Raw genomic sequence first — 21,438 nt, forward strand, 5'->3', positions numbered from 1 at the left:
CTCTTTTTGCAGCTAGTGCGTATAATCGCCGCCCGGCGATTAATTAACCTGTAAAAAGAGCAGCAGAATGAGCACCACCAGCCTGATCCAACCCGATCGTGAACTGTTTTCCTATAAGCCTTACTGGGCGGAATGTTTTGGCACCGCGCCGTTTTTACCGATGTCGCGAGCAGAGATGGATCAACTGGGCTGGGACAGCTGCGATGTGATCATCATCAGCGGCGACGCCTATGTCGATCACCCGAGCTTCGGCATGGCGATCATCGGCCGCATGCTGGAAGCGCAGGGCTTCCGCGTCGGCATCATCGCGCAGCCGGACTGGAGCAACAAAGAAGACTTCATGCGGTTGGGGAAACCGAACCTGTTCTTCGGCATCACCGCCGGCAACATGGACTCGATGATCAACCGCTATACCGCCGATCGCAAACTGCGCCACGACGATGCTTACACCGCCGGCAACGTCGGCGGCAAACGCCCGGATCGCGCCACCCTGGTCTACAGCCAGCGCTGTAAAGAAGCCTACAAAGACGTGCCGATCGTGCTGGGCGGCATCGAAGCCAGCCTGCGCCGCATCGCCCACTACGATTACTGGTCGGATACCGTGCGCCGCTCGGTGCTGGTGGATTCCAAGGCCGACATGCTGATCTACGGCAACGGTGAACGCCCGCTGGTGGAAGTGGCGCATCGCCTGGCCGCCGGTGAGAAGATTGGCGACATCCACGATATTCGCAATACCGCCGTAATGCGCAAAGAAGCGCTGCCGGGCTGGAGCGGCGTGGATTCCACCCGCCTCGACAAGCCGGGCCGCATCGAACCTATCCCGAACCCGTACGGCGACGATCTGCCGTGTGCCGACGGCGCCAAGCCGAAAGAGCCGGAAGCCAAGCCTGTCACCGTGCGCGCCGCCAAGCCGAAGCCGTGGGAGAAGACCTACGTGCTGCTGCCGTCCTTCGAGAAAGTGAAGGGCGACAAGGTGCTTTATGCGCACACCTCGCGCATTCTGCACCATGAAACCAACCCGGGCTGCGCCCGTGCGCTGATGCAGAAACACGGCGACCGCTACGTGTGGATCAACCCGCCGGCGATCCCGCTGACCACGCCGGAGATGGACAGCGTCTTCGCGCTGCCTTATCAGCGCGTGCCGCACCCGTCCTACGGCCAGGATCGCATTCCGGCCTATGACATGATCCGTTTCTCGGTGAATATCATGCGCGGCTGCTACGGCGGCTGCTCGTTCTGTTCGATCACCGAGCATGAAGGGCGCATCATCCAGAGCCGTTCGGAAGATTCGATCGTTCGTGAAATCGAAGAGATCCGCGACAAGGTGCCGGGCTTCACCGGCGTGATCTCCGATCTCGGCGGCCCGACCGCCAACATGTATATGCTGCGCTGCACCAACCCGCGCGCCGAGCAGACCTGCCGCCGCGCCTCGTGCGTGTATCCGGAGATCTGCACCTACATGGACACCAACCACGAGCCGACCATCAAGCTGTATCGCCGCGCGCGTTCGCTGGAGGGCATCAAGAAGATCCTGATCGCTTCCGGGGTTCGTTACGATCTGGCGGTGGAAGATCCGCGTTATATCAAGGAACTGGCGACCCACCACGTCGGCGGCTACCTGAAGATCGCGCCGGAGCACACCGAAGAAGGGCCGCTATCGAAGATGATGAAGCCGGGCATGGGCAGCTACGATCGCTTCAAGCAGCTGTTTGATCACTATTCGAAGCAGGCGGGCAAAGAGCAGTACCTGATCCCGTACTTCATCTCGTCGCACCCGGGCACCCGCGATGAAGACATGGTGAACCTGGCGCTGTGGCTGAAGAAGAACCGTTTCCGCCTCGATCAGGTGCAGAACTTCTATCCTTCGCCGATGGCCAACTCCACCACCATGTATTACAGCGGCAAAAACCCGCTGAGCAAGGTGGGGTACAAGAGCGAAGACGTGGTGGTGCCGCGCGGCGATCGCCAGCGCCGCCTGCACAAGGCGCTGCTGCGTTACCACGATCCGGCCAACTGGGCGCTGATCCGCGCCGCGCTGGAAGAGATGGGGCTGAAGCACCTGATCGGCAGCCGCCGCGAGTGTCTGGTGCCGGCGCCGAGCATCGACGAGCAGCGCGAAGCGAAACGCCTGCAGCGCCATACCCGGCCGGCGCTGACCAAACATACCGATATCAATCGGCAGCGCACGCCGTCCAACCGGCCGCCGCGCAAACCGATTCGCAAAGCCAAGCCGTAACGGCCACGCCGCGGGCGCAAACAAAAAGGAGAACCCTCGGGTTCTCCTTTTTACTTTTACTCATCACAGCCGATCGTAGGCGGCTTCCACTTTCATCAAATGGCGCGGCGCCTGTGGAGCAGGGTGGTATTTGCGCACGTGCCAGTTAAAGGCTTCCGGCGACAGGTTGTTGATCATCGCGATGGCCTGCTGACGGTTGCTGGAGAAGGTGCGCAGCAGCGCGCCGGTGCCGTTGACGTAGGCGATGATGGTGGCGTAGCGCAGCGTAACTGGATTGGCGATCCCTTTAAGCTGTTGTTTTTGCAAGGTGGCCAGATAGGCGGCGCCGAGATCGATATTGGTGTCGGGATCCAGCAGATCGTCATCGTCCGGGCAACCGCGTTTGCCTTTGTAACGATAGGCGTCGCAGCCGGCGGTATCGGCTTTCAGCTGCATCAGGCCGATCGCATTGGATCTGCTCACTGCGGCGGGGTTGAAACCGGACTCCACCTGGATCATGGCGGTGATCAGCTTGGCGTCTACGCCGTATTCGCTGGCGGCGTCTTTAATGGCGCTGTCGAAGGCGTGGCGATCGTAGCTGACGCGCTGTTTCTTGCCGGCGCAACCCGCCAGCACCAGCATGATGCAAAGCATGCCCAGCCGTGACCCGTGTGAGAAAGAGAATTTCATGGTGCTCCGTGCTTGTCTGTTTTTTAACGGTATTAACCGGCGGGCGGAGCCTCCGGCGTCGTCATCATAACGTCAGGCGGCGCAAGGGAGCAATGTGCGGAAAGGAAAAGCCCCCTCCGGCGGGAGAGGGCTTGGGGAGGAATTACAGGGTATCCGGATCCGGCCCGAGGCGGTTGCCGATGTCCAGCTTGGCGATCTCGCCCAGTTCGTCCTTATCGAGTTTGAAATCAAACACCTCGAAGTTTTCGCGGATGCGCGACGGCGTGACCGATTTCGGGATCACGATCAGGCCGCTGTCCAAGTGCCAGCGCACCACGATCTGCGCCGGGGTTTTCTCGTATTTTTCGGCCAGCGCCTTGATCAGCGGCTGGTCGAACACCCCTTCACCGCCCTGCGCCAGCGGGCTCCAGGATTCGGTGGCGATGTGGTGCGTGGCGTTCCAGGCGCGCAGCTGGCGCTGTTGCAGCAGCGGGTGCAGCTCTATCTGGTTGACGACCGGCGCCACGTTGGTTTCATCCAGCAGGCGCTGTAGGTGCGGCGTATGGAAGTTGCATACGCCGATGCTTTTCACCAGGCCTTGATCGCGCAGGTTGATCAGTTCGCGCCAGGCGGAGACGTATTGATCCTGCTGCGGGCGCGGCCAGTGGATCAGGTACAGATCCACATAGTCCAGTTTTAGCTTCTCCAGGCTGGTTTCCAGCGCCGCCAGCGGATCGCCCTGATCGTCGTTCCACAGCTTGGTGGTGATGAACAGGTCGCTGCGCGGCAGCGCGCTGGACTGCAGCGCGGCGCCGACGCCTTCCTCGTTCTTGTAGATCGCGGCGGTGTCGATGGAGCGGTAGCCGATCTCCAGCGCTTTGCTCACCGCGCGGGTGGTCTCTTCAATACTCGCCTGCCAAACGCCGAGACCCAACTGCGGCATCAGATTACCATCGTGGAGTTTGATGATGGGTTGTTGCGTTGTCATGCGCATCTCCTTGTGTACGGATTGCGGCGCCTGCGGCACCGAAACGGCTATAGATAAATTCTAGTTGGCAAAGTGGGCGGTTGCCGGGTTTGCCAGCCTAATTTCAGCGGTGGCGGGAGGGCGACTTTCTCGCCGCTCTCCCTGCGAATGAGCGGTAAGACGGGTGGTGCGAAACGATCGGCGGCGCGCTGAGGCGCCTGACGGCGCCCGGTGATCGGCCGGGCGCCGGATGCGGCGAAAAATGGCTGGCGGAGACTAAAGCCTAGCAAAAAATCGCCGTTTTGCGATTAACGCGCCGCTTCGTAAATGCGGCGGCTGACGTCCAGGGTGATGTCCTGATGCTCGCCCAGGGCGGTCATGCCGTGCTGATGCAGCTTGTCCAGCAGCGCCGGAATGCTGCTGCCGTCGAGCTGATAATCCGCCATGCGGGTCGGTACGCCCATCTGCTCGAAGAAGGCGCGAGTGGCGGCGATGGCGCCGTCGATGCGGCTGTCTTCGCTGCCTTCGCGCAGGCCCCAAACGCGGTCAGCGTACTGCAGCAGTTTTGCGCGCTTCTGCGCTTTCTTCTCGTGCAGCAGCGCCGGCAGCACGATGGCCAGTGTTTGCGCGTGGTCGAGATCGTGCATGGCGGTCAGCTCGTGGCCCAGCATGTGGGTTGCCCAGTCCTGCGGCACCCCGGCGCCGATCAGGCCGTTCAGCGCCATGGTGGCGCTCCACATCACGTTGGCGCGCACCGCATAGTTTTCCGGTTCGGCCAGCGCGCGCGGGCCGTCCTCCAGCAGGGTCAGCAGCAGGCCTTCGGCGAAGCGATCTTGCACCTTGGCGTCGACCGGGTAGGTCAGATACTGCTCCAGGGTGTGTACGAAGGCGTCGACCACGCCATTGGCGATCTGGCGAGGCGGCAGCGAATAGGTCACCACCGGATCCAGCACGGCGAAGCGCGGTTGCACCAGCGGCGAGAAGAAGTGCTGCTTGTCGCCGCTGCTTTTACGGGTGATCACCGCGCCGCTGTTGGATTCGGAACCGGTGGCTGGCAGCGTCAGTACGCAGCCCATCGGCACCGCGTCGGCGATGTGGCTGCCGACGGTCTGCAGGATATGCCAGGCGTCGCCGTTGGCGGTATAACGGGCGGCGGCGGCGATGAACTTGGTGCCGTCAACCACCGACCCGCCGCCGACCGCCAGCAGGAAATCGATGTTTTCCGCCTTCACCACCTCGACCGCTTTCATCAGCGTTTCGTAGGTTGGGTTCGGCTCGATGCCGGAGAACTCCCGCACGTCGCGGCCGGCCAGCGCGCTATACACCTGATCCAGCACGCCGTTTTTCTTCACGCTGCCGCCACCGTAGGTGATCAGGATGCGTGCGTCCGCCGGGATCTGGCCGGCCACTTCGGCAATTTGGTCCTTGCCGAACAGGATTTTGGTTGGGGTATGCAGAATGAAGTTTTGCATGGTTGATTTCTCTCTTTCTGTCAGGCGGGCGCCAACGCGGCGCAAAGGTTTCTGGCCCGTATTGTCAGCAACCTGCCGGCAGCGCACAATGCACATTCCTGTTTGGTTCTTGCCTATTTCTACAATCCTCTGTAGGAATGGTGAATTCTAAATTATGATTTATGCCGAATCGTTCTGACTGTAAGAGGGTGTTTCCGTGATTGAAATCGATGCGCAGCGCAGCCGCATGGCGCGCCAGGCGATGGCTATCGCCACCGGCAACGGCTACACGCCGTCGCCGGTGCCGCGGGTGAAGATCCTGTATGTCGATCGCCACTGCCCGCGCCAACCGGTGATGTACGAACCGGGGATCGTCATCATCTTTCAGGGGCACAAGGTCGGCTATTGCGGCAGTAAGGTGTTCCAGTACGATCCGCGCAACTACCTGCTGATGACGGTGCCGCTGCCGTTCGAATGCGAAACCTTCGCCAGCCCGGAACTGCCGCTGGTTGGATTGGCGGTCAATATCGATACCCAAATGCTGCAGGATTTGCTGATCGACATCGGCGACGACGACTACCTGATGCAACCGCGGGCGGAGAGCAACGGGGTGAACCTGGCCGAGCTGACGGAAGCGCTGCTGTGCGCCACCGAACGCCTGCTGGACGTGATGGCCAAGCCGCTCGACGCCCGGGTGCTGGGGCCGCAGATCGTGCGCGAGATCCTTTACTACGTGCTGCGCGGCACCTGCGGCGCGTCGCTGCAGGAGTTGGTCAATCGCCATACCCACTTCAGCCAGATCGCCAAGGCGCTGCGGCGCATCGAACATCAGTATGCCGACAACCTCAACGTCGAGCAGTTGGCCGGCGAGGTCAACATGAGCGTCTCGGCGTTCCACCACAACTTCAAGGCGGTGACCAACACCTCGCCGCTGCAGTACGTGAAGTCGTACCGGCTGCATAAGGCGCGCCTGCTGATGGTGCATGACGGCCTGAAGGCCAGCACCGCGGCGATCCGCGTCGGCTACGAGAGCGCGTCGCAGTTCAGCCGTGAATTCAAGCGGCTGTTCGGCATGACGCCGAGCGATGAAGTCGCCCGGCTGCGCGAGGCCAACCCGCTGCTGCTGGAGGGCTGAGCCGCGTTTACCGGGGCAGGGCGATCTTGCCTGGCGCTGGTCGAGAAGGCGCTGTAGCGCGCCGGATTTAGGAAGAGGAAGCGCGCTTTTTGCGCCAGATCACCAGCATGGCGCCCAGCAGGCCGACGAACAGCAGCAGCAGCGGCAGCAGCATCAGGCCGGTCATCACCTGGCTTTCGTGGCGTTTTACCAAGGGAATTTGGCTGAAGGCATAGCCGAGACCGACCAGCGCACAGACCCAGATCGCCGCGCTCAGCCAGTTGAACACCTGGAAGCGCGAGCTGTTGAGCCCGGAAATACCGGCCATGGTTGGCAGCAGCGTGCGCACGAAGCCGAGGAAGCGGCCGATCAGTAGCGCCGTCAGCCCGTGGCGGTTGAACAGGCTGTGCGCGCGCTGGTGGTATTGCGCAGGCAACTGCAGCAGCCAGCCTTTCACCAGGCTGGTGTGGCCCAGCCAGCGGCCCTGGATATAGCTCAGCCAGCAGCCTAGGCCGGCGGCGGCGGTCAGAATCAGCAGGGTGGGGGCAAAGCCCATCACGCCTTTGGCGATCAGCGCACCCGACAGCAGCAGCAGGCTGTCGCCGGGGAGGAAGGAGGCGGGCAGCAGTCCGTTTTCCAAAAACAGGGTGGTGAAAAGCACGGCATAAACCACCCAAATCACGCTGGGATCGGCGAGGGCGATAAAGTCCTGCTGCCAAAGCGCATGAATAATCTCTCGTAATACATCCATTTTATGTCCTGTTGCATGCCGGTTGCGCCCGGGGTCACGTTCTCCAGGATGCGGCGGTTACCGTATCTGACAGTTACCCGGCTAGTGTACCGCTAATAGCTTAAGCCGACATTAAACGAGACGAAGAAAATTACCGGAATCCGTCTTGGCGCACGCCGTTGAGGCGATCGAAGCCGGCCGCCAGATCGGCGATCAGGTCTTCGACGTTCTCCAGGCCGATGTGCAGGCGCACCAGCGTGCCGGAGAAATCGACGCCGCCCGCCGGACGGATCGCTTCCAGCTCTTCCGGCTGATTGGTCAGGATCAGTGACTCGAAGCCGCCCCAGGAGTAGGCCATGCTGAAATGGCTGAAGTTGTCCAGGTAGGCGGCCAGCTGCGCATCATCCAGCCGCTCTTTCAGCACGAAGGAGAACAGCCCGTTACAGCCGCTGAAGTCGCGGCGGTAGAACTCGTGGCCCTTGCAGCCGGGCAGGGCAGGGTGATTGACCGTCGCCACCTCCGGCCGTTCGGCCAGCCAGTTGGCGACTTCGATGCTGCTGCGCTCGTGCTGCTTCAGGCGCACGCTCAGGGTGCGCAGGCCGCGGCTCGCCATGTAGGCGGTGTCGGCATCCACCATCTGCCCCATCAAATAGGAGTACTCGCGCAGCCGATCCCAACAGCGCGCGTTGGCGACGGCGGTGCCGAGCATGTAATCGGAATGGCCGATGAGGTATTTGGTGCCGGCCTGAATAGAAATGTCGATGTCGAAATCCAACGCCTTGAACAGCACGCCTGCCGCCCAGGTATTGTCGATCATGATCACCACCTCCGGCGCCACGGCACGAATGGCTTGCACCATGGCCGGGATATCCTGCACTTCCAGAGTGATGGAGCCGGGGGATTCCAGGAACACCACGCGGGTATTGGGTTGGATCAGCGTGGCGATGTCGGCGCCGATCAGCGGATCGAAATAGGTGGTGCTGACGTTCATGCGGCCGAGGATGTGGGTGCAGAAATCCTGGGTCGGTTCGTACGCCGAACCCGTGACCAGCAGGTGATCGCCGGCGCCGACGAACGACAGGATCGCATTGGCCACCGCCGCCGCGCCGCAGGGGTACAGCACGCAGCCGGCGCCGCCCTCCAGCTCCACCATCGCATCCTGCAGCGCGAAGTGGGTCAGGGTGCCGCGTCGGCCGTAAAACAGCTCGCCGTGGGCGCGCTGCGCGGTGGCGTGTTTTTTGGCGGCGACGGAGTCGAAGACCAAAGAAGAGGCGCGTTGCGTGACGGGATTGACGGAGCCCTGGGTGTAGCGCTTGCCGCGGCCGGCGCCGATCAGCGTGGTTTCGATATGTTTTGACGTCATGGTACCTGGCTCACCTCTGGTTGCTCTGCACGTGCCCGTTTGCGATAGCCCTTACGTTAACATGAGTTAATATAGCCATCCAGACGTTTTAACCTCCAGATACAGAAACGGCTATAATTGGCTGCCGACGGCGCATTTCTCTCCTCATCCTTCTGCCGAGCGGCGAGAGAGAAGCCCATTCATCGGTCGAGATGCCGTTCGGCAGCGTGGCCTTGTTGCGCCGTTGTGGGGGAAAAGTAACGAAATAACCCCATAAAAGGGGCGTTTGGCGGTGAACGGACGTGGATTGGCGCTTTGCCGCGGGGTTGGCTAAAATTTTCTCGTTTATTTGGTAAATAATAATGAGAACTACTATCAATCCCCGGTTGGTTTGATATGATCGCACGCTGAATTATTCCTTAATTTTGATCGGTAATGGGTGGAGGCACAGCGTGAAAACGGCTGGCAAGAATTTAAATCAAGGATCGTTCGGCCAGGGCCGGGCGCAGTGGGGCAAGGCCTTTGGCCGCAGCCTGATGGCTTCAATGGTGTTGGTCGTGGGGCTGGCCGGCAGCGCGCAGGCGGCGCCGGCGGCCAATCCGGCCGTTACCGAAAGCGTTGCGCCGACCGCCGCGCCTGCACCTGCAGCCGCCGCGCCGGAAAGCATCACGCCGGTGAACCCGGCGCCAACGATCCAGCCACCGGAAACCCGCGGCATGGATCTGTCCGTTTGGGGCATGTATCAGCACGCCGACGCGGTGGTGAAAGCGGTAATGATCGGCCTGGTGCTGGCCTCGATCGTGACCTGGACCATTCTGTTCTCCAAAGGCAGTGAATTGCTGCGTGCCAAACGCCGCCTGCGCCGCGAACAGCTGGCGCTGGCCGACGCGCGCTCGCTGGATGAAGCTTCCGAGCTGGCGCAAAACTTCGGCTCGCAGAGCGTCAGCGCTGTCTTGCTGAACGACGCGCAAAATGAGCTGGAGCTGTCCGCAGAGTCCAGCGACAACAACGGCATCAAAGAGCGTACCGGCTTCCGCCTCGAGCGCCGCGTGGCGGCCTACAGCCGCAACATGGGCCGCGGCAACGGTTTCCTGGCCACCATCGGCGCCATCTCGCCGTTCGTCGGCCTGTTCGGCACCGTGTGGGGCATCATGAACAGCTTCATCGGCATCGCCCATTCGCAGACCACCAACCTGGCGGTCGTGGCGCCGGGCATCGCGGAAGCGCTGCTGGCGACCGCGCTGGGCCTGGTCGCGGCGATCCCTGCCGTCGTTATCTACAACATCTTCGCCCGCGTCATCAGCGGCCATCGCGCCCAGGTGGGCGACGTGGCGGCGCAGGTCTTGCTGCTGCAGGGCCGCGATCTGGATCTGGCCGCGACGGCGGAAGCCAAGCGCTCACAGCACGCACACCAACTGCGGGCGGGGTGAGTCATGGCGATGCGCTTAAATGAAGATCTGGACGACAGCGGCGAACTGCATGAAATCAACGTGACGCCGTTTATCGACGTCATGTTGGTGCTGTTGATCATCTTTATGGTGGCCGCGCCGCTGGCAACGGTAGATATCCGCGTCGATCTGCCGGCTTCTTCCGCCAAACCGCAGCCGCGGCCGGAAAAACCGGTGTTCCTGTCGGTGAAGGCCGACAAGCAGCTCTACGTTGGCGATCAGCCGGTGAATGCCGATCAGCTGACTTCGGTGCTGGATCAACGCACTCAGGCGAACAAAGAAACCACCATCTTCTTCCAGGCGGACAAGAGCGTGGACTATGAAACGCTGATGAGCGTGATGGACACCCTGCGTAAAGCCGGCTATCTGAAAGTGGGGCTGGTGGGCATGGAAGGCGCCGCCAAGTAGCGGCAGCAAAACGATAAAGGGCGCTCAGGCGCCCTTTTTTATAGATTCAGAAATATCACTCCCCGGCCAACAACGCCCGCGAACCGGCATGGCGCCAGTGGATACGGCCCGGCAGATAAAGCGCGTTCTGTTCCAGCGGCCGCTCGTCGATGAGCGCGGTGACCTGGCTGAAGCTATGTTGCGCCAGCGCCCGGCAGTCCTGCGCCACCGTGTCTATCTTCAGCGTCATGCAGTCGAACAGGTAGTGATCGTCGAAGCTGCACAGGTGGATGTCGCTTTCCATCAGCTGATGCTGAGTCAGATAACGCAATACCCCTTCCAACAGGCCGCAGGCGGCGGTGAACAGCGCTTGGGGCGGACGCCCCAACTGCGCGCACAGCTGAGCGAACATCTCGTAACCCGAGCTGGGGTGATAGCTGCCGTTGATGATCCATTCCGGTTTGCACGATACGCCGGCGCGCTCCAGGCCAAGCTGGAAGCCGGCCAGCCGATCGCGAGTCGGTGAAATGCGCGGCTGCCCGCCGAGAAAATAGATCTCATCCGGATGCTGGCGCGCGACCTTCTCCACCAGGTCGGCGGTCGCATTAACCGAGTCGGTGATCACCAGCGGCAGTTCGGAACCGGCGATCAGGCGGTCCATCTGCACCACCGGCAGCCCGGCGTTGATCTTCTGGTATTCCGCGTCGTTCAGCTGGCTGGAGGCGACGATCAGGCCGTCGACCTGCCGCTGCACCAGACTGTTCACCGCCATCATCTCCTGCGCCGGGTTTTCATCGGTACAGGCGATCAACAGCTGCAGACCGGCCTCGCGGCACAGCGTTTCCAGCTCGCGCGAGATCACCGCAAAGCCGTAGTTGGTCATCTCCGGCACCACCAGCCCCAGCGTGTGGCTGCGGTTGGAGCGCAAAGAGCGGGCGTGGATGCTGGGCTGATAATGGTGTTCGTGCGCCAGCGCCAGAATGCGATCGCGGGTGTCGTCGGACACCCGGTATTCCTTGCTGCGGCCGTTCAGCACCAGGCTGGCGGTCGATTTCGACACCCCGGCCAGCGTGGCGATGTCACTGATGGTAATGCGTTTATTTTTTTTCACTGACGCCGTCTGAAGTCATCGGAGGATGCGTCATTCTAGCATGCATGGCGTCAGCGGCCAGTATTCCAACGCCAGCGGCGCGCTCCCGTTCAGCCGCAATTGCGGTTCAGCTGCCGGGAAGTAGCGCGCGCTCATCACCGCCTCGCCGTGGTTGATGAAAATCTCCACGCTGGAACGATCGAACAGCAGCTGCAGATGCGTGACCGGGCCGCGCCAGTAACGGTGCTCCGGCCTACCGTCGGCCAGGGAAGCACGCGTCAGCTGCAGCCGTTCGCCGTCCCAGCTCAGCGTCATGGCGTCGCCAAAGGCGGCGCTGAACGCGCCCTGCGGCGTCAGCTGCAGCTCCGCGGCGCCCAGCGCATAGGCGGGGGCGTCATCGGCGTGGCCTTGCCAGCCAGCCCGCTCGCCGCGCAGCTGTTGCAGCTCGCGCGCCGGGCGCTGATAGAGGCGGCCATGCTGCAGCGACAGCTCGCGCGGGCAGGTCATGGTGTGGATCCAGCCGTAACGGCGCGTCGGGTGGGCTTCTTCATCTTGCTCGGGCACGCCCATCCAGCCGAACAGCAGGCGGCGGCCATCTTCCGCCTGCGTCGTCTGGGGCGCGTAGAACTCGAAGCCGGCGTCCAGCTCGCGAAATTCGCCGTGGCTGAAGGCCGCCTGCCGGTAATCCAGCTTACCGAGCAGATAGCCGGCCTGATAACGGTTGAGATAGCGTTCCGGCTGCGGCGCCAGCCCCTGCGGGCAGCAGATCAACACGTCGTCGCCGTCCAGCGAGAACAGGTCCGGGCACTCCCACATGTAGCCGAATTCACCCAGGTCGTTCAGGCCGGAACCGGCGATCTCCCCCAGCGCTTGCCAGTCGCGCAGATCGCAGGAACGCAGCAGCAGCACCTTGCCGCGATCCTGCAAGTCACGCGCGCCGAGCACCATGTACCAGGCATCCTGATGACGCCACACTTTCGGATCGCGTACGTGGCCGCTGTAGCCCTCCGGCAGCGGCAGCACCGGCCCGAGTTTGCGGTATTCGCCCCGATCGCTTTCCTGAGCCAGGCATTGGTAAGCGGTGCGCGAGCCGTCGGGGAATTTCACGTTGCCGGTGTAGATCAGCGTGATTTTGTCTTCCGCCACCACCGCCGAGCCGGAGTAACAGCCGTGGCTGTCGTAACAGGCGCCCGGCGCCAGGGCGATCGGCTGATGTTCCCAACGCAATAAATCGGTCGATTGCCAGTGTCCCCAGCACTTGTTGCGATGATCGCAGCCCAGCGGGTTCCACTGATAGAACAGGTGATAAACGCCGTTGTGCTGGATAAAGCCGTTGGGATCGTTCAGCAAGCCAACGCTGGGCGCCAGATGCCAGGCCGGGCGGTGCGGATCGCGCAGTGCGCGTGTCTGGCCGTTCATTACCGCCCGCAGCGCCTGTTTGATTAAGCTGAGTTCTTCCATCATTGCGCGTCCGTTTTATATTTCAGCAGCAGGGAGAGCACGAAGGCGCTGCCAAAAGCGATCGCCAGGCCGAGGATATAGCTGACCAGCGAACTGGCCTGCACGATCGCCATGCCGGGGATCGCCGTCAGCCCGACCGCATTCATGCCGACGTGGTTGGCCACCACCCAGGCGCCGCCGAGCGCGCCGCCCGCCAGCGCCGCCAGGAAAGGCTTCACGAAGCGCAGGTTGATGCCGAACAGCGCCGCCTCGGTGATGCCGAGCATGGCGGAAAAGGCCGAAGGCACCGCGATGGCTTTGATTTTGGCGTCGCGGGTTTTGAAATACACCGCCAGGCAGGCGCCACCTTGCGCGATGTTGGCCATCGACCAGATCGGCAGCAGGAAGTTGACGCCGATATTGGGGTTGCCGAGCAGCCCGGCCTCTACCGCATGGAAACTGTGGTGAATGCCGGTGATGACGATAGCGGAATAGAGGCCGCCGAACAGCAGCCCGGCGAACCAGCCCGCATGGGCAATCAGCGTGCTGAGCACGAAGGAGATGCCGTCGCCCAGTGCGCGGCCGGCGGGGCCGATAAACAGCAGGGCGACAAAGCCTGAGATGACCACCGTCAGGAACGGCGTCAGGATCAGATCGAGCGCGTTGGGGATCACCTTGCGCAGCCGCTTTTCCAGCACGCTCATGAACCACACCGTCAGCAGCACCGGGAACACGGTGCCCTGATAGCCAATCATGGCGATCTCCAGACCGAAGAAGTTCATGGTGTGGAACCCCTCGGCGACGCCCCAGGCGTTGGTCAGCGCCGGATGCGTCAAAATGCCGCCGAGCGTGGCGCCCAGATAGGGGTTGCCGCCGAATTCGCGTGCGGCGGTGAAGCCGATCAGAATCGGCAGGATAATGAACGCCGCCGAGCTGAACATATCCAGCATGATGAACAGCGCGCTGTTGGCATCGGCCCAGCCGTAGGTTTTCACCATGCCGAGCAGCCCCATCAGCAGGCCGGAAGCGACGATCGCCGGAATGATCGGCACGAAGATGTTCGACAGCAGGCGGGCGATGCGCTGCAGCGGGTTGAGCTTTTTCGCCGCGATATCGGCGGCTTCGGCCTTGCTGGATTCGCTGACGCCCGCCGCCTTGATGAATTCCGCATGCACCTTGTTCACCAGCCCGGTGCCGAAGATCACCTGGATTTGACCGGCGTTGCTGAAGCAGCCTTTGACGCCGTCCAGTTTGCCGATGGCCTCTTTGTCCACCTTGCTGTCGTCCACCAGCACCAGACGCAGGCGCGTGGCGCAGTGGGCGGCGCTGGCGATATTCTCTTTACCGCCAAGCAGCGGCAACAGCGCGTTGGCGGTTGCGGTAATGTCCATGTTGTCCCCTTGCTAAATAAAAATGCCGCCGCGCCGTTTGCGGCGCAGCGCCGTGAATCGATGTCAGAAGAAATACTTGAATCTGGCGCGCATGCCGTAACGTTGATCGTTGTCGCCGTTGGCGATCTTGTTGTCGGCGTTGGCCTCCAGCAGCGACACATAGGCGCCTAAATACAGATTGAAATTCTTCATATTCATAATGTCAGGTATCTGATACGACGCGTGAACGGTGTGGATGTCGTAGTTGCCCGGTTCGCTGAGCGGATTGTGGATATCGGCGGCGATCCCGGCGGTATTGAACTCTTTGATATTGTTATGGGCATAGATATAACCCAGTTCGAAGCGCCGCCACAGCACGTTGACGCCGGCGGTGAAGTCTTGCTCGCCTGAGGCATCCAGATAGGCGGTGCTCAGGTTGGCCACCACGCCGTTGTCCGGATCGGCGGCGCTGTTGTTCCAGCTCATCGTCATGCCGTAGCCGTTGCGCTTGGACTGATCGACGAAACGGCCCTGGCTGTCCCGATAGCCGTAGGCGTTATTCACCACGTTGCTTTCCATCGCCGCCGCGATGCTGAAGGCGTCTTTTTTCCAGGCGATCACCGGCCGTAAATAGGCGACGTTTTTCTTATTGTCCAGGGCGTTGCCGTGGTAGCTGTTGTCCTGGAACAGCGAAGTGCCGTCCTCCACCAGCGTGTTCAGCTCGAAATAGACATCACCGGCGTATTTGCTCAGCATCAGGTTGCCGCCGCTGCTGCTGCGGCCGCGGCCCTCTTTCATCATGTAGATATAGCCGAAGCCGTCGGCGTACAGATCGTTGGCGGTATTGCCGGAGTATTGAATGAAGGTGTCCTGATTCAGCGGGAACATGTCGTAGGCTTCAAAGCGGCCGATTTTGGTTTGCCAGTTCTTTTCATTGCCGAAGAAGAAGGCGGCGTCGTCCAGGTTCATTTTGCCGGTCATGTCCGCCAGCGGCTGCACGCTGAAGCCGGAGAAGTTGCCGTCCGGATTGCGGCGGTAGCCGTCCAGCCCGACCAGAATGCGGCCGTTGATATCCCAACGTTCTTTGTTGCCGGGTTTCCAGTCCTTGTGGTCGCTGCCTTTCAGCGACGTCAGTTGGCCGCTGCGGCTGGCGCCGTCCAGATTGAACTCCACGTCGCCGTACAGCTTCAGGTCATTGAATCCGCTCAGCTGCAGCGCGCTGGCCGGGGCAACCGGCGTTTCCGGCGTGGCGGCCTGCTGCGCAATCTGTGCGGTTTGCCGTTCGGTGTTGGCGGTGCGTTGTTCCAGCTGTTGCGCCCGACGTTCCGCCGCCGTCGCGCGGGTTTCAGCCTGTGCGGCGCGCCGTTCCGCCTGCGCCAGACGTTGTTCCAGCGCGTTGAGACGCGCCTCGATGCTGCCGCTGCCCGAGGCCGCTGCGCTGGAAGCGGAGAGGAAAAGCCCTGTTGTTATCGCCAAATAGCTGAGTTTTTTCATCATCGTCTATCATCCGGGTAAGGGTTGTTATTATTGTTTGCTAAATTGCTAAACCGGTTTTTCATGGCGAAAGATAACGAGAGCGAAGCGAGCTGGCAACTCAGTTAGCTAACCCGATTCAGCTATTGTGATCGAGCGCGCAAATCGTGGTTAAAAGCACGGCGAACCTGCGGATCGCCGTGAATGTTGTGGATCAACGCAGGAAAGCGGCCAGCTCGTCGGCGCGGGGCAGGGCGGTCATGGCGCCTTTGGCGGTGGTGGCCAGCGCGCCGCAGGCCTGGGCCTGGGCGATAACCGCCGGCCATTGCGTTTCCTGCGGCAATTCGTGAAGGCGCGCCAGCGCCGCTAACAGCCCGGCGACGAAGGCGTCGCCGGCGCCGGTGGTATCGACCGGCACGATCGATGGCGCGTGGAAATGGCGTAGACGCTGCCCATCGTGTACGCAGACGCCGTCGCCGCCCAGCGTCACCAGCAGCAGGCGCAGCGGATAGGTTTGCATCATCCAGCGAATGGCGTTCTCCAGATCGTCAAGATGGCTGATGAAAGCCAGCTCTTCGCGCGACAGTTTCACCACGTCCGCCAGCAGCAGCGCCTTTTGCAGGCAGGGGCGCAGCGCTTCCGGCTGGCGCCAGACCTCTTCGCGGATGTTGGGATCGAAACTGACCCGGCCGCCGGCCGCCCGAATGCGTTCCATCGCGGTAAAGGCCGCGCTGCGGCTGGGCTCCTGCGAGAGCGCGATGGAGCAGAGGTGCAGCCATTCGCCCCGTTGGAAAGCCGGCAGATCGTCGGGCTGCAAAAACAGATCGGCGCTGGGCTGCACCATAAACGTGAATGAGCGCTCACCCTGCAGATCGAGATCCACCACGACCGTGGAGGTGTGGTGTTCGGGATCCGGCCGCATATGGCCGATATCCACCCCTTCATCGCTCAGCACCCGCTGCAAAAAGGCGCCGAAGCTGTCTTGCCCCACTCGCCCGATAAAAGCGCTGTCGCCACCGAGCCGGGCGATACCCACCGCCACGTTAGCCGGCGCGCCGCCGGGGCATTTGAGATAACCGTTGGCATTTTCCGGCACCAGGTCGATCACGGCGTCGCCCAGTACCCATACGCGATTCATCATGCTTAATCCCTGTTTTTGTCCTTGTCAGATGGGTTGCTAAAATAGAAGAACCGGTTTAGCAAGGCAATGAAATAATGCGCTGGGGCGTTGGGAGGGTGAGGAAGATCAATTTTTCTTCGGGGATCGGGGGGAAGAGAACCCGCCCCGCGAGCCGGCTCGGGGGCGAGGTAGCCGGGCGGTTTAGCCCAGTTTCGGATACACGCCCGGGCCGATTGGCAACCCAAGCGCATACCAGACCAGCAGCAGCAAAATCCACACGCTGAAGAACACCACAGGATAGGGCAGGATCAGCACGTAATAAGTGCCGAGCTGCGCGTCTTTGCGGTAGCGCTGCAGGAAGCCGAGGAACAGCGGCAGGAACGGCGACATCGGCGCCAGCGGCAGCACCGCAGAGTCGGCGATGCGAAAGATCATCTGGGCGAACGCCGGGTGAAAACCGAGCAGCATAAACATCGGCACGAAGATCGGCGCCAAAATTGACCAGATCGCCGAGCCGCTGGCGATGAACATGCACAGGAAGGCGGAGAGGAACATCAGGCCGAGAAATGCCGGCGCGCCACTCATGCCGGCGGCTTCCAGCATATCGGTCAGGCCGACGGCCATAAACTTGCCCATGTTGCTCCAGTTAAAGAACGCCACGAACTGCGACAGCGGAAACACCATCACGATAAAACCTGCCATGCTTTTCATCGGATCGAGCAAGTGGTGGGGAATGTCATCCGGCCGCCGGATCTGTTTGGTGACTACGCCATAGGTAATGGCGACGGTGAAGAAGAACAGGATGATGATCGGCACAATGCCCTTGATGAACGGAGAAGGGATCACCGAACCGGTGTTCGGGTCACGCAGCGGCGCGGCCTCCGGCACCACCAGAGCGGCGATGATGGCGATAAACACCAGCGCGGCGATCCCGCTCATCATCAGCCCCCGGTTTTGCAACGGGGTCAGCGCTGCGATTTTGTCTTTGGCGCCGCCTTGCCACTTCGGCAGCCGGGGCTCGATAAACTTGTCGGTGAGCAGCGCGCCGGCGATGGTCAGCACGATCACGGAGGTGGCCATAAAGTACCAGTTGTCGATTACGCTAACGTGAACCGCGCCATCCACCGCTTTGGTGGCTTCGGTGCTGATGCCGGAAAGCAATACGTCGGTGGTGACGATCAACAGGTTGGCGGTAAAGCCGGAGGCGACGCCGGCGATCGCCGCCAGCAGTCCGGCTATCGGGTGGCGGCCCACCGCCACAAACATCAGCGCGCCAAGGGGCGGCATCACCACCAGCGCGGCGTCCGACGAGATATGGCTGAAGAAGGCGATAAACAGCACCATATAACTGGCGTAGCGGGCGCTGACGCGCGAGGCCATTTTATACATCAGCGCCTGCAGCAGGCCGACCTTTTCCGCCAGGCCGGCGCCTATCACCAGCGCCAAAATAGCCCCCAGCGGCGCAAAGCTGCTGAAGTTATGGATGATGTTGGGAAATATCCACTGCATGCCCGCCACGCTCATCAGGTTATTCACCTTGATGAGCTCGCCGGTGGCCGGATTTTTCACCGCCACGTCGAGCCAGGAAAACAGCGCGGTGGCCAGCATAAGCACCAGGATCAAATAGACGAACAGTAAAAACGGATTGGGGATCTTATTGCCGATGCGTTCCACCCAGTAAAAAACGCGTCCGGGGCTTTTATTGATTGGCGTTGTGGCCTCACTCATGATTTTACCCTCTGTGTTTGCTCTGTTGTGTGATTGTTATTATTTGATTTATTTATAATTATGCTTAGTGGCCCGGTTCTCCGGGCCCTGTCTGTTCATGCTATTTCAATGGGGAGGGTTTCACCCCCTGCGGGATTGGGCAGCGGTACGGCTGTTCGGCGCGCCGGCGTTCAAACTCGCTGCGGCAGCGCGCCAGCAGAGCGCTGTCGCTCAGCAGATCGATGGCGGTCGCCGCCATCACCTTGCCGGCCAGGCACATGCCCTTATGGGCGATAGCGGTGCGGCCCTGCGCCACCAGTTGCCAGGTGTGCAGAGGGGTGCCGAGTGCGAAACAGGGGCTAAAGCATTGGGCAGTCGGCGCCACCCAGCTTACGTCGCCAACGTCGGTAGAACCGTACAGCAGGTCGTCGGATTCCACATAAGGAGCGACCTCGTCCATCAGCACCTTTTCTCCCAGCAACTGCACCCACTCGCGCCCGGCTGCGCCGCCGGTGCGGGCAATGTTGAGTTTGGCGTTGCGCAGATCGTCGCGGCTCAGCGTCTGGCGGATTTCCTCGGCGAAGCGGCGTTCGGCGTCGCTGTACTCGGGCAGACCGAAATCACACAGGTTTTGATACATCGCGCGTTCCAGGCTGCGGTTCGGCACATAGTTGGAGCAGGCCTTGTCGAAGCGCACTTCCATCTGGGTGTCAGTCATCAGCGCGGCGCCCTTGGCGATGTTAATCACCCGTTGGTAAATGTCCTGCGCCTGGTCGAGCTGCGGCGCGCGGATCAGGTACAACACTTCGGCGTCGGCCTGCACCACGTTGGGGGAGCTGCCGCCGGTGTTGGTGACCGCGTAGTGCAGCCGCGCTTCTTGCACGATATGTTCGCGCAGGAAGTTGGCGCCGGTATTCATCAGCGTCACCGCGTCCAGCGCGCTGCGCCCCAGGTGCGGCGAGTTGGCGGCATGGGCGGCGACGCCCTTGAAGTGAAACGCCGCCTGAATGTTGGCCAGCGTACTGGTATTGAACATGCCGCTGAAGCCTTCCGGGTGCCAGGTGAGGGCGGCGTCGACGTCGTCGAACAGGCCTTCGCGCACCATAAAGGTTTTGCCGGAGCCGCCTTCTTCGCCCGGGCAACCGTAGAAGCGCAGGGTGCCGGTCAGCCGGTTTTGCTGCATCCACGCCTTGGCTGCGAAGGCGCCCGCCAGCGCCGCGGTGCCCAGCAGGTTGTGGCCACAGCCATGGCCGTTGCCGTTTTCCACCAGTGGCTGCGGCGTGGCGCGGCCCGCCTGCTGGCTCAGCCCGGCCAGCGCGTCGTACTCGCCCAGCAGCGCGATGACCGGGTGGCCGCTGCCGTAGCTGGCGATAAACGCCGTCTCGATGTCGCCCACGCCGCGTTCGACCGAGAAACCTTCCTGCTCCAGCGCATCGGCCAGCAACGTGGCGGAATAGGTCTCGTTGAAGCGCGTTTCCGGGTGGTCCCAAATCGCGTCGCTCAGCGCGCTGAAGCGGGGCCGGCGTTGGTCAATGTAGTCGTCGATAAATGCCTGCAGTGCTGAGTTGCTCATGCTTCGCTCCCGAATGTCGGCAGGTTCAGCGCCAGCGACGCCAGCGTTTTCACCGCCACCGCCATCACCTGCTCGTTGAAGTCGAATTTTTCGTTATGGTGCCCGGCGCTCAGCTCGGTGCCGAAAATGACGTATGAGGCCTGGCCGCCGCGGGATTTCACCCGCTCCATCATGTAGGTGGCGTCTTCTGAACCCGCAGCCTGTTCGCGGCGATCGACCACCGAGGTCAGCTCGGTTACCTGCTGTGCCAGGCGGCGGATGTAATCCACCCACGGTTGGGTCGGTTTGCTGCTCTGCGCAGCGCCCATCAGCGCGATGTCGCAGGCGACGCCGTGCATCTTGGCTGCGCCTTCGATGGCGTTCAGCGCCTGCTGATAGACGAACGCGTTGATCTCATTGGTGGCGCCGCGCGTTTCCACCTTCATAAACGCCCGATCGGCGATCACGTTGCGGCCGGTGCCGGCCTGCAGCACGCCGACATTGATGCGCGAGCTGCCTTCGCTGTGGCGCGGGATGGCGTAAAGCCCCTGCGCAGCCTGGGCCGCTGCCAGCAGAGCGTTGCGACCGTCTTCCGGCCTGGCGCCGGCGTGGGAGGCGACGCCGCGGAAGGTGACGTCCAGCTTGCTGGTGGCCATAAAGCTGTCGCTGCCGCACACCAGCTCACCGGCCGGCACACCGGTGCCGATATGCACCGCGGTGAAGAAATCGACGTCGTCCACCACGCCGGCCTCCACCATCGATTTTGCGCCGCGGGTGCCTTCTTCCGCCGGCTGGAAGATCAGTTTGACGGTGCCGCTAAGCTGGGGCTCCAGGCTTTTGAAGACGTGCGCCAGCCCCAGGCCGATGGTGGTATGGCCGTCATGACCGCATGCATGCATCATGCCGCTGTTGCAAGAGGCGAAGCCTTCACGGAACGGCAGGTGTTCGGGTTCCAGCAATTCGTTGAGATCGAGGGCGTCCATATCCACGCGGTAGGCGATGGTTGGGCCGGGGCGGCCGGTATCGAGCGTTGCGACGATGCCGGCGAAGCCGCCGGAAAAGTGCGGCAACCATTTTTCCAACGCCCCCTGATTGCGGGCGCGCTGTACCTGCGCTTCCAGCTCATCGGGCGAAGGCAGCCCCATGCGAGACTCGGCCTTGATTACCTCGCGGCCCAGCTGCAGGCGATAACCCAGCCGATCGAGTTCTTCCGCCACCAGGGTAGCGGTGCGGAACTCAAACCAGCCGGACTCGGCATAGCGATGGAAGTCGCGGCGCCAGGCCTGCAATTGCGGGTACAAATCGGCCACCAACATCGAAAGCGAATTAGTCATAGTGATATCTCATAAGTTATCGCGCGCTG

The 21,438-nt window shown here is 61.9% G+C and carries 17 protein-coding genes; 4 read left to right on the forward strand and 13 right to left on the reverse strand.

What is annotated here, in order from left to right; all coding sequences use genetic code 11:
* Positions 1 to 67 precede the first annotated feature (67 nt).
* Positions 68 to 2,236, forward strand: coding sequence for a YgiQ family radical SAM protein (locus REA38_RS08895; RefSeq protein ID WP_033649077.1), 2,169 nt, complete (start codon positions 68 to 70; stop codon positions 2,234 to 2,236).
* A gap of 63 nt (positions 2,237 to 2,299) precedes the next feature.
* On the opposite strand, the gene REA38_RS08900 is transcribed toward REA38_RS08895, so the two are convergent.
* From REA38_RS08900 to yqhD, 3 genes are all read right to left on the reverse strand, one after another.
* On the reverse strand, positions 2,300 to 2,905 hold the full coding sequence (locus REA38_RS08900) for a transglycosylase SLT domain-containing protein (protein ID WP_033649078.1): 606 nt from the start codon (positions 2,903 to 2,905) through the stop codon (positions 2,300 to 2,302).
* A gap of 142 nt (positions 2,906 to 3,047) precedes the next feature.
* On the reverse strand, positions 3,048 to 3,872 hold the full coding sequence (gene dkgA, locus REA38_RS08905) for a 2,5-didehydrogluconate reductase DkgA (RefSeq protein WP_086580579.1): 825 nt from the start codon (positions 3,870 to 3,872) through the stop codon (positions 3,048 to 3,050).
* Between the two features lie 287 nt (positions 3,873 to 4,159).
* Positions 4,160 to 5,323 carry an alcohol dehydrogenase gene (gene yqhD / locus REA38_RS08910; RefSeq protein ID WP_033654836.1) on the reverse strand — a complete coding sequence of 388 codons (1,164 nt, stop codon included), beginning with the start codon at positions 5,321 to 5,323 and terminating at the stop codon, positions 4,160 to 4,162.
* A gap of 226 nt (positions 5,324 to 5,549) precedes the next feature.
* Here yqhD and REA38_RS08915 point away from each other — a divergent pair, with 226 nt between their 5' ends.
* Complete coding sequence (locus REA38_RS08915; protein ID WP_194243347.1) at positions 5,550 to 6,437, forward strand: AraC family transcriptional regulator; 888 nt, start codon at positions 5,550 to 5,552, stop codon at positions 6,435 to 6,437.
* Between the two features lie 67 nt (positions 6,438 to 6,504).
* On the opposite strand, the gene REA38_RS08920 is transcribed toward REA38_RS08915, so the two are convergent.
* Positions 6,505 to 7,167: a DedA family protein gene (locus tag REA38_RS08920; RefSeq protein ID WP_308885717.1), complete on the reverse strand. Its 663-nt coding sequence runs from the start codon at positions 7,165 to 7,167 to the stop codon at positions 6,505 to 6,507.
* Between the two features lie 130 nt (positions 7,168 to 7,297).
* Positions 7,298 to 8,509 carry a cystathionine beta-lyase gene (gene metC, locus REA38_RS08925; protein ID WP_308885718.1) on the reverse strand — a complete coding sequence of 404 codons (1,212 nt, stop codon included), beginning with the start codon at positions 8,507 to 8,509 and terminating at the stop codon, positions 7,298 to 7,300.
* Positions 8,510 to 8,940: 431 nt separating this feature from the next.
* Here metC and exbB point away from each other — a divergent pair, with 431 nt between their 5' ends.
* Positions 8,941 to 9,918 carry a tol-pal system-associated acyl-CoA thioesterase gene (gene exbB, locus REA38_RS08930; RefSeq protein WP_072270421.1) on the forward strand — a complete coding sequence of 326 codons (978 nt, stop codon included), beginning with the start codon at positions 8,941 to 8,943 and terminating at the stop codon, positions 9,916 to 9,918.
* Positions 9,919 to 9,921: 3 nt separating this feature from the next.
* Positions 9,922 to 10,344 (forward strand): TonB system transport protein ExbD, encoded by a 423-nt coding sequence (gene exbD / locus REA38_RS08935; protein ID WP_004937307.1) that lies wholly within the window; start codon positions 9,922 to 9,924, stop codon positions 10,342 to 10,344.
* A gap of 55 nt (positions 10,345 to 10,399) precedes the next feature.
* Here the strand turns inward: exbD and REA38_RS08940 are convergent, their stop codons facing one another.
* The 8 genes from REA38_RS08940 to REA38_RS08975 all read right to left on the reverse strand — a co-directional run bounded on the left by REA38_RS08940 (position 10,400) and on the right by REA38_RS08975 (position 21,409).
* Positions 10,400 to 11,434 carry a LacI family DNA-binding transcriptional regulator gene (locus REA38_RS08940; RefSeq protein WP_047570497.1) on the reverse strand — a complete coding sequence of 345 codons (1,035 nt, stop codon included), beginning with the start codon at positions 11,432 to 11,434 and terminating at the stop codon, positions 10,400 to 10,402.
* 30 nt (positions 11,435 to 11,464) lie between these two features.
* Positions 11,465 to 12,874: a sucrose-6-phosphate hydrolase gene (locus REA38_RS08945; RefSeq protein ID WP_049212029.1), complete on the reverse strand. Its 1,410-nt coding sequence runs from the start codon at positions 12,872 to 12,874 to the stop codon at positions 11,465 to 11,467.
* Entirely contained in the window at positions 12,874 to 14,244 is a 1,371-nt protein-coding gene (locus REA38_RS08950) for a sucrose-specific PTS transporter subunit IIBC (RefSeq protein ID WP_033654840.1), read from the reverse strand. The genes REA38_RS08945 and REA38_RS08950 overlap by 1 nt, the downstream gene beginning before the upstream one ends.
* A 63-nt stretch (positions 14,245 to 14,307) precedes the next feature.
* Positions 14,308 to 15,717: a carbohydrate porin gene (locus REA38_RS08955; RefSeq protein WP_033654846.1), complete on the reverse strand. Its 1,410-nt coding sequence runs from the start codon at positions 15,715 to 15,717 to the stop codon at positions 14,308 to 14,310.
* A gap of 193 nt (positions 15,718 to 15,910) precedes the next feature.
* On the reverse strand, positions 15,911 to 16,837 hold the full coding sequence (locus REA38_RS08960; protein ID WP_033654841.1) for an aminoimidazole riboside kinase: 927 nt from the start codon (positions 16,835 to 16,837) through the stop codon (positions 15,911 to 15,913).
* Positions 16,838 to 17,017: 180 nt separating this feature from the next.
* Positions 17,018 to 18,544 carry a p-aminobenzoyl-glutamate transporter gene (abgT, locus tag REA38_RS08965; protein ID WP_308885720.1) on the reverse strand — a complete coding sequence of 509 codons (1,527 nt, stop codon included), beginning with the start codon at positions 18,542 to 18,544 and terminating at the stop codon, positions 17,018 to 17,020.
* A 100-nt stretch (positions 18,545 to 18,644) separates the two neighbouring features.
* The gene (locus REA38_RS08970) at positions 18,645 to 20,096 is read right to left on the reverse strand and encodes a M20 family metallopeptidase (protein WP_126191993.1); all 1,452 of its coding nucleotides are present in this window, start codon (positions 20,094 to 20,096) and stop codon (positions 18,645 to 18,647) included.
* Positions 20,093 to 21,409: a M20 family metallo-hydrolase gene (locus REA38_RS08975; protein WP_308885722.1), complete on the reverse strand. Its 1,317-nt coding sequence runs from the start codon at positions 21,407 to 21,409 to the stop codon at positions 20,093 to 20,095. The genes REA38_RS08970 and REA38_RS08975 overlap by 4 nt, the downstream gene beginning before the upstream one ends.
* Positions 21,410 to 21,438 lie beyond the last annotated feature (29 nt).

The organism is Serratia sp. MF1(2023) (assembly GCF_030954545.1).
GTDB lineage: Bacteria > Pseudomonadota > Gammaproteobacteria > Enterobacterales > Enterobacteriaceae > Serratia > Serratia sarumanii.

Bases quoted from the DNA above. Each gene is read 5' to 3' on its own strand.
- REA38_RS08915 (WP_194243347.1), top strand. From the start codon at position 5,550: ATGGCGCGCCAGGCGATGGCTATCGCCACCGGCAACGGCTACACGCCG.
- REA38_RS08955 (WP_033654846.1), bottom strand. From the start codon at position 15,717: ATGAAAAAACTCAGCTATTTGGCGATAACAACAGGGCTTTTCCTCTCC.
- REA38_RS08975 (WP_308885722.1), bottom strand. From the start codon at position 21,409: ATGACTAATTCGCTTTCGATGTTGGTGGCCGATTTGTACCCGCAATTG.
- metC (WP_308885718.1), bottom strand. From the start codon at position 8,509: ATGACGTCAAAACATATCGAAACCACGCTGATCGGCGCCGGCCGCGGC.
- exbD (WP_004937307.1), top strand. From the start codon at position 9,922: ATGGCGATGCGCTTAAATGAAGATCTGGACGACAGCGGCGAACTGCAT.
- REA38_RS08920 (WP_308885717.1), bottom strand. From the start codon at position 7,167: ATGGATGTATTACGAGAGATTATTCATGCGCTTTGGCAGCAGGACTTT.
- REA38_RS08900 (WP_033649078.1), bottom strand. From the start codon at position 2,905: ATGAAATTCTCTTTCTCACACGGGTCACGGCTGGGCATGCTTTGCATC.
- REA38_RS08945 (WP_049212029.1), bottom strand. From the start codon at position 12,874: ATGGAAGAACTCAGCTTAATCAAACAGGCGCTGCGGGCGGTAATGAAC.
- yqhD (WP_033654836.1), bottom strand. From the start codon at position 5,323: ATGCAAAACTTCATTCTGCATACCCCAACCAAAATCCTGTTCGGCAAG.
- dkgA (WP_086580579.1), bottom strand. From the start codon at position 3,872: ATGACAACGCAACAACCCATCATCAAACTCCACGATGGTAATCTGATG.
- REA38_RS08950 (WP_033654840.1), bottom strand. From the start codon at position 14,244: ATGGACATTACCGCAACCGCCAACGCGCTGTTGCCGCTGCTTGGCGGT.
- REA38_RS08895 (WP_033649077.1), top strand. From the start codon at position 68: ATGAGCACCACCAGCCTGATCCAACCCGATCGTGAACTGTTTTCCTAT.
- REA38_RS08970 (WP_126191993.1), bottom strand. From the start codon at position 20,096: ATGAGCAACTCAGCACTGCAGGCATTTATCGACGACTACATTGACCAA.
- REA38_RS08960 (WP_033654841.1), bottom strand. From the start codon at position 16,837: ATGATGAATCGCGTATGGGTACTGGGCGACGCCGTGATCGACCTGGTG.
- abgT (WP_308885720.1), bottom strand. From the start codon at position 18,544: ATGAGTGAGGCCACAACGCCAATCAATAAAAGCCCCGGACGCGTTTTT.